Genomic DNA, 3877 nt, shown 5'->3' with positions numbered 1-3877 from the left:
CACCAGCCTGTAATTGTCATGGCCAAAATAAGAGCAAACATTCCTTTTCCAAAAATTAAGGAAATTAAAATAACAACTACTAAATAAGGAATACTCATTAATATTTCAAGTATTCTCATCATTATATCATCTACGACACCACCGAAATATCCTGAAACTCCTCCATAGATTGATCCTACTATACAGTCAATTATAGCACCAATAACTCCTAGAAGAATTGAAACTCTACCACCAACCCAAATTCTTGCAAATAGGTCTCTACCTAACTTATCTGTACCAAACCAATGTTCAGCAGAAGGTGGTAAATTTGTCAAATCATTATGCACTTCTGAGAACCTTTTGCCTGAAATTCCCGGTCCGATAATTGTCATAATTGTAATAGCTGCTAATATAACTATTGCTAACATGGCTACTTTATTTTCTTTAAGTCTTCTCCATGCATCCTTCCAATAAGAAATACTAGGTCTTAGGATTTGTTCTGAATTTTTATCTTCATTACCAATAACCTTAAACTTCTCTTTGCTTACTAGTTCATTTTTAACTTGATCCATTTATGCTACACCCCTTCCTACTTACTACTTGATAATTTGATTCTAGGATCTACAAGTCCGTATAAAATGTCAACTACAAATAAAGAAACTATATATAATGATGCTATAAATATTGTTTGTCCCATTACCATAGTAAAGTCTCTGTTTTGTACTGATGCTACGAAATATTGGCCAAGTCCTGGTATACCAAATATACTTTCTATTACGAATGATCCTACGAATATCATTGCAATTTGTGGTCCTAATATTGTAATTACAGGTAATATAGCATTTCTTAATACATGTTTAAATACAAGAGCTGGCTTACTAACACCTTTGGCTTCTGCTGTTACAATATAATCCTGTCCTAAAACATCTAAGCAATTTGCTCTCATGTATCTTGCATAGGTAGCTATTGATCCAAAACTCATAGCTATGGTTGGCAATATTGTATGTTTAAATTCTCCCCAACCTGTTGTTGGTAATAATTCGAATTTTACTGTTAAGAAATATTGTAAAAGTGCGGCTAAAACGAAACTTGGAATTGAAATACCTAAAATTGCAATAAACATTACGAAATAATCTATTCCTTTGTTTCTATTAAACGCTGCTACTATTCCTAAGAAAATTCCTAAACTTACTCCTAATACAAGAGCTTGTAAACCTATTCTTGCTGATATTGGTGCATATTCTTTTATTGTGTCTCCAACTGATCTTCCTGGATATGTTAAAGATTCACCTAAATCTGCATGTAAAACTAGATTTTTCATAAATCTACCATACTGAGTAACTACCGGTTTGTCCAATCCATATTTAGCATAAAAATTCGCTTTAACTTGAGGTGGTAATTTTTTGGCTAAATCCGCTAAAGGATCACCAGGAATAGAATGTATTAAAAAAAATGTTATTGTTGAAGCAATAAATAACGTAAGCAACATATATCCAAATCTTTTCAAAACATATCTAAGCACTTATATTCCCCGCTTTCTAAAATAATTTTAAAATATAGGCAGCAAATAACCCTTTGCTGCCTTTTAAATTTTATTTATCTCTGCCTTCTGTATAAACATACTTAAATTCAGTTGGCCCAAATAATGGAATCATAACATTTTTTACATATTTTCTTATAAATGTTTGTCTCTTTCTATAAACCTTTGTTGAAAGCACACACTCTTTATAAAGAAGTATATTTTCTGCCTCTTTAAAATACTTAGCTCTTTCTTTATTATCCATAGTGTTTGAAGCCTTCGCTATTAAATCATCATATTCTTTATTTCCCCATCCAGTTCTGTTTACACCTGCTTTTGATGTCCATATATCAAAGAAAGTCATAGGGTCATTGAAATCTCCTGTCCATCCCATACCTGCCATTTCATAATCCATATCATCTGTTCTTTGAGAGAATATTGGCCACTCAACGTACTCTATTTTTATATTAACTCCTAATACTTTTTTATATGCCTCTTGATCAAATTCACAAAATTCTTTTTGTGAAGCACCTGTTCCACCTGCTAAATAAGTTATTTTCATTTTAGCTGGATCTGGATCCTCGCCGATTTCTTTTAGTCCTTCAATCAATAATTTCTTTGCATCTGGATTTTCCTCTTTTAATTTTGTAACAGGTTCGTTAGTAGCAATTTTTCTATATTCTTCATCCCCTACTTGGATTTGAGGTGGACAAAATGCTGTTGCAGGTTCAGCTAGTCCTTTAAATAATGTTTTACATACTCCTTCTCTATCTGCAGCTAACGCAAATGCTTTTCTAATTTTTAGATTTTTAAAATATTTATTTTTTTGATTGAAAAATTCATAAGTTGTTGAACCATCATATGCTCTTGTTATATTAAACTTACCGGACTGAGTAAATTTATCTACATATTTAGGTGTATATACACCAGCCATATCAAGAGCGCCTGTTTGTAATTCTCCCATTCTTGAAGCTTCTTGCTTCATAATTTTCATTGTCAATTTATCAAGTTTAACTTTTTGTGCATCCCAATATTGATCATTTTTCTTAAATTCTATTTTATTTTGATGAGTCCATTTATCTAATACGAATGGTCCACAATATACAAGCTTGTCCGGATCTGTTCCATACTGATCGCCATGTTTTTCAACTATATCCTGTCTTTGAGGCAACATTACCTTAAAACTTGTTAGTTGTAGAAAATACGCTGTTGGTTTTTCTAATGTTATTTTTAATGTTTTATCATCTACTGCTTTAATTCCAACTTCATCCAAACTAGCTTTATTACTATTACACTTTTCAGCATTTTTTATTGGATATAATAGGAATGCATAAGTTGATCCCGTTTTAGGATCTATAGTTCTTTTTACTGAATACTCATAGTCTTTAGCTGTAACAGGTTTACCATCATTCCATTTATTATCTCTTAGATGGAATGTCCATTCTAATCCATCTTTTGATATATCCCAACTTTCTGCACCTGCTGGTTTCTGAACTTCCTTATCCCCTTCTAATTCCAATCTTGTAAGGCCCTCTTCAAGATCATTTAATATCTGACTAGAATAAGTATCAGATGCTTTACATGCATCTAATGATTTAGGCTCAGCACCTACTACATTTAAATATTGTTTTTTATCTGGTCCTCCTGCATCTTTAGTGGAATTATTACTTGAATTGCTTTTTCCTCCACCACAGCCAATCATGGTTGTAGACCCTACCAAAACCATTGAAAGTATAACTGATAAAATCCTTTTACTTTTCATACTTCCTCCTCCTTATTAAATAAAATTAAATATATAAAAATTAAATATATAATACACAACTTGAATATTAATTCTAACTTTTTAAAATTTTCTGAATATTCTTTTTTAATTATTATACTCCTTTTTTTAAAATATTTCAAAACAAATTTCATAAATAATTTAAAGTTTTTAATAGAATTACTACAAAAACACACAAATTTTCTTTAAAACTAATATAAATGTCCTTTTATAGCTGTATATAAACTTTTATTACAATTTTTTAAAATATATAACTTTAAATTCATAATATCTTTTTATTTATACTATATATACTAAATTAATCTCTAATTTATACTTACTTTTAAGCTATCCTATATAAAAAAATAAAGAGAACACCTATAAAAATAATTTTACAATTCATTTTTATGTATCCTCTTTATTTTTTAACATATATTTAATTAATATAAATGACAAGCTACAAAATGATCTTTTTTAACTTCCTTAAATTCTGGAGTTACCTCGAAACATTCTTTCATTGCATATTTACATCTTCCTGCAAATCTACATCCCGGTTTAGGATTTATTGGACTTGGAACTTCACCTTCTAATTTGATTCTATTCTTTTTCTTTTCTGTATC

Annotated in this window: 4 protein-coding genes; all 4 read right to left on the bottom strand. The window is 30.0% G+C overall.

What is annotated here, in order from left to right; all coding sequences use genetic code 11:
• Positions 1 to 551 (bottom strand): ABC transporter permease (locus QOZ93_RS13935; RefSeq protein WP_307357453.1); only part of this gene is annotated, 551 nt, incomplete at its 3' end.
• Positions 552 to 568: 17 nt separating this feature from the next.
• Positions 569 to 1501 (bottom strand): ABC transporter permease, encoded by a 933-nt coding sequence (locus tag QOZ93_RS13930; protein ID WP_111943634.1) that lies wholly within the window; start codon positions 1499 to 1501, stop codon positions 569 to 571.
• Between the two features lie 70 nt (positions 1502 to 1571).
• On the bottom strand, positions 1572 to 3260 hold the full coding sequence (locus tag QOZ93_RS13925; RefSeq protein WP_307357450.1) for a peptide ABC transporter substrate-binding protein: 1689 nt from the start codon (positions 3258 to 3260) through the stop codon (positions 1572 to 1574).
• A gap of 437 nt (positions 3261 to 3697) precedes the next feature.
• Positions 3698 to 3877 (bottom strand): oligopeptide/dipeptide ABC transporter ATP-binding protein (locus QOZ93_RS13920; RefSeq protein WP_340344465.1); only part of this gene is annotated, 180 nt, incomplete at its 5' end.

It is taken from the genome of Hathewaya limosa, assembly GCF_030815255.1.
Classification (GTDB): domain Bacteria; phylum Bacillota; class Clostridia; order Clostridiales; family Clostridiaceae; genus Hathewaya; species Hathewaya limosa.
Note: the sequence above shows the minus strand (reverse complement) of the source record. Positions and strands in the feature narration are given on the sequence as shown.

What these genes read in the sequence shown, in the direction of transcription:
- QOZ93_RS13925 (WP_307357450.1), bottom strand. Translation starts at nt 3,260, where the DNA reads ATGAAAAGTAAAAGGATTTTATCAGTTATACTTTCAATGGTTTTGGTA.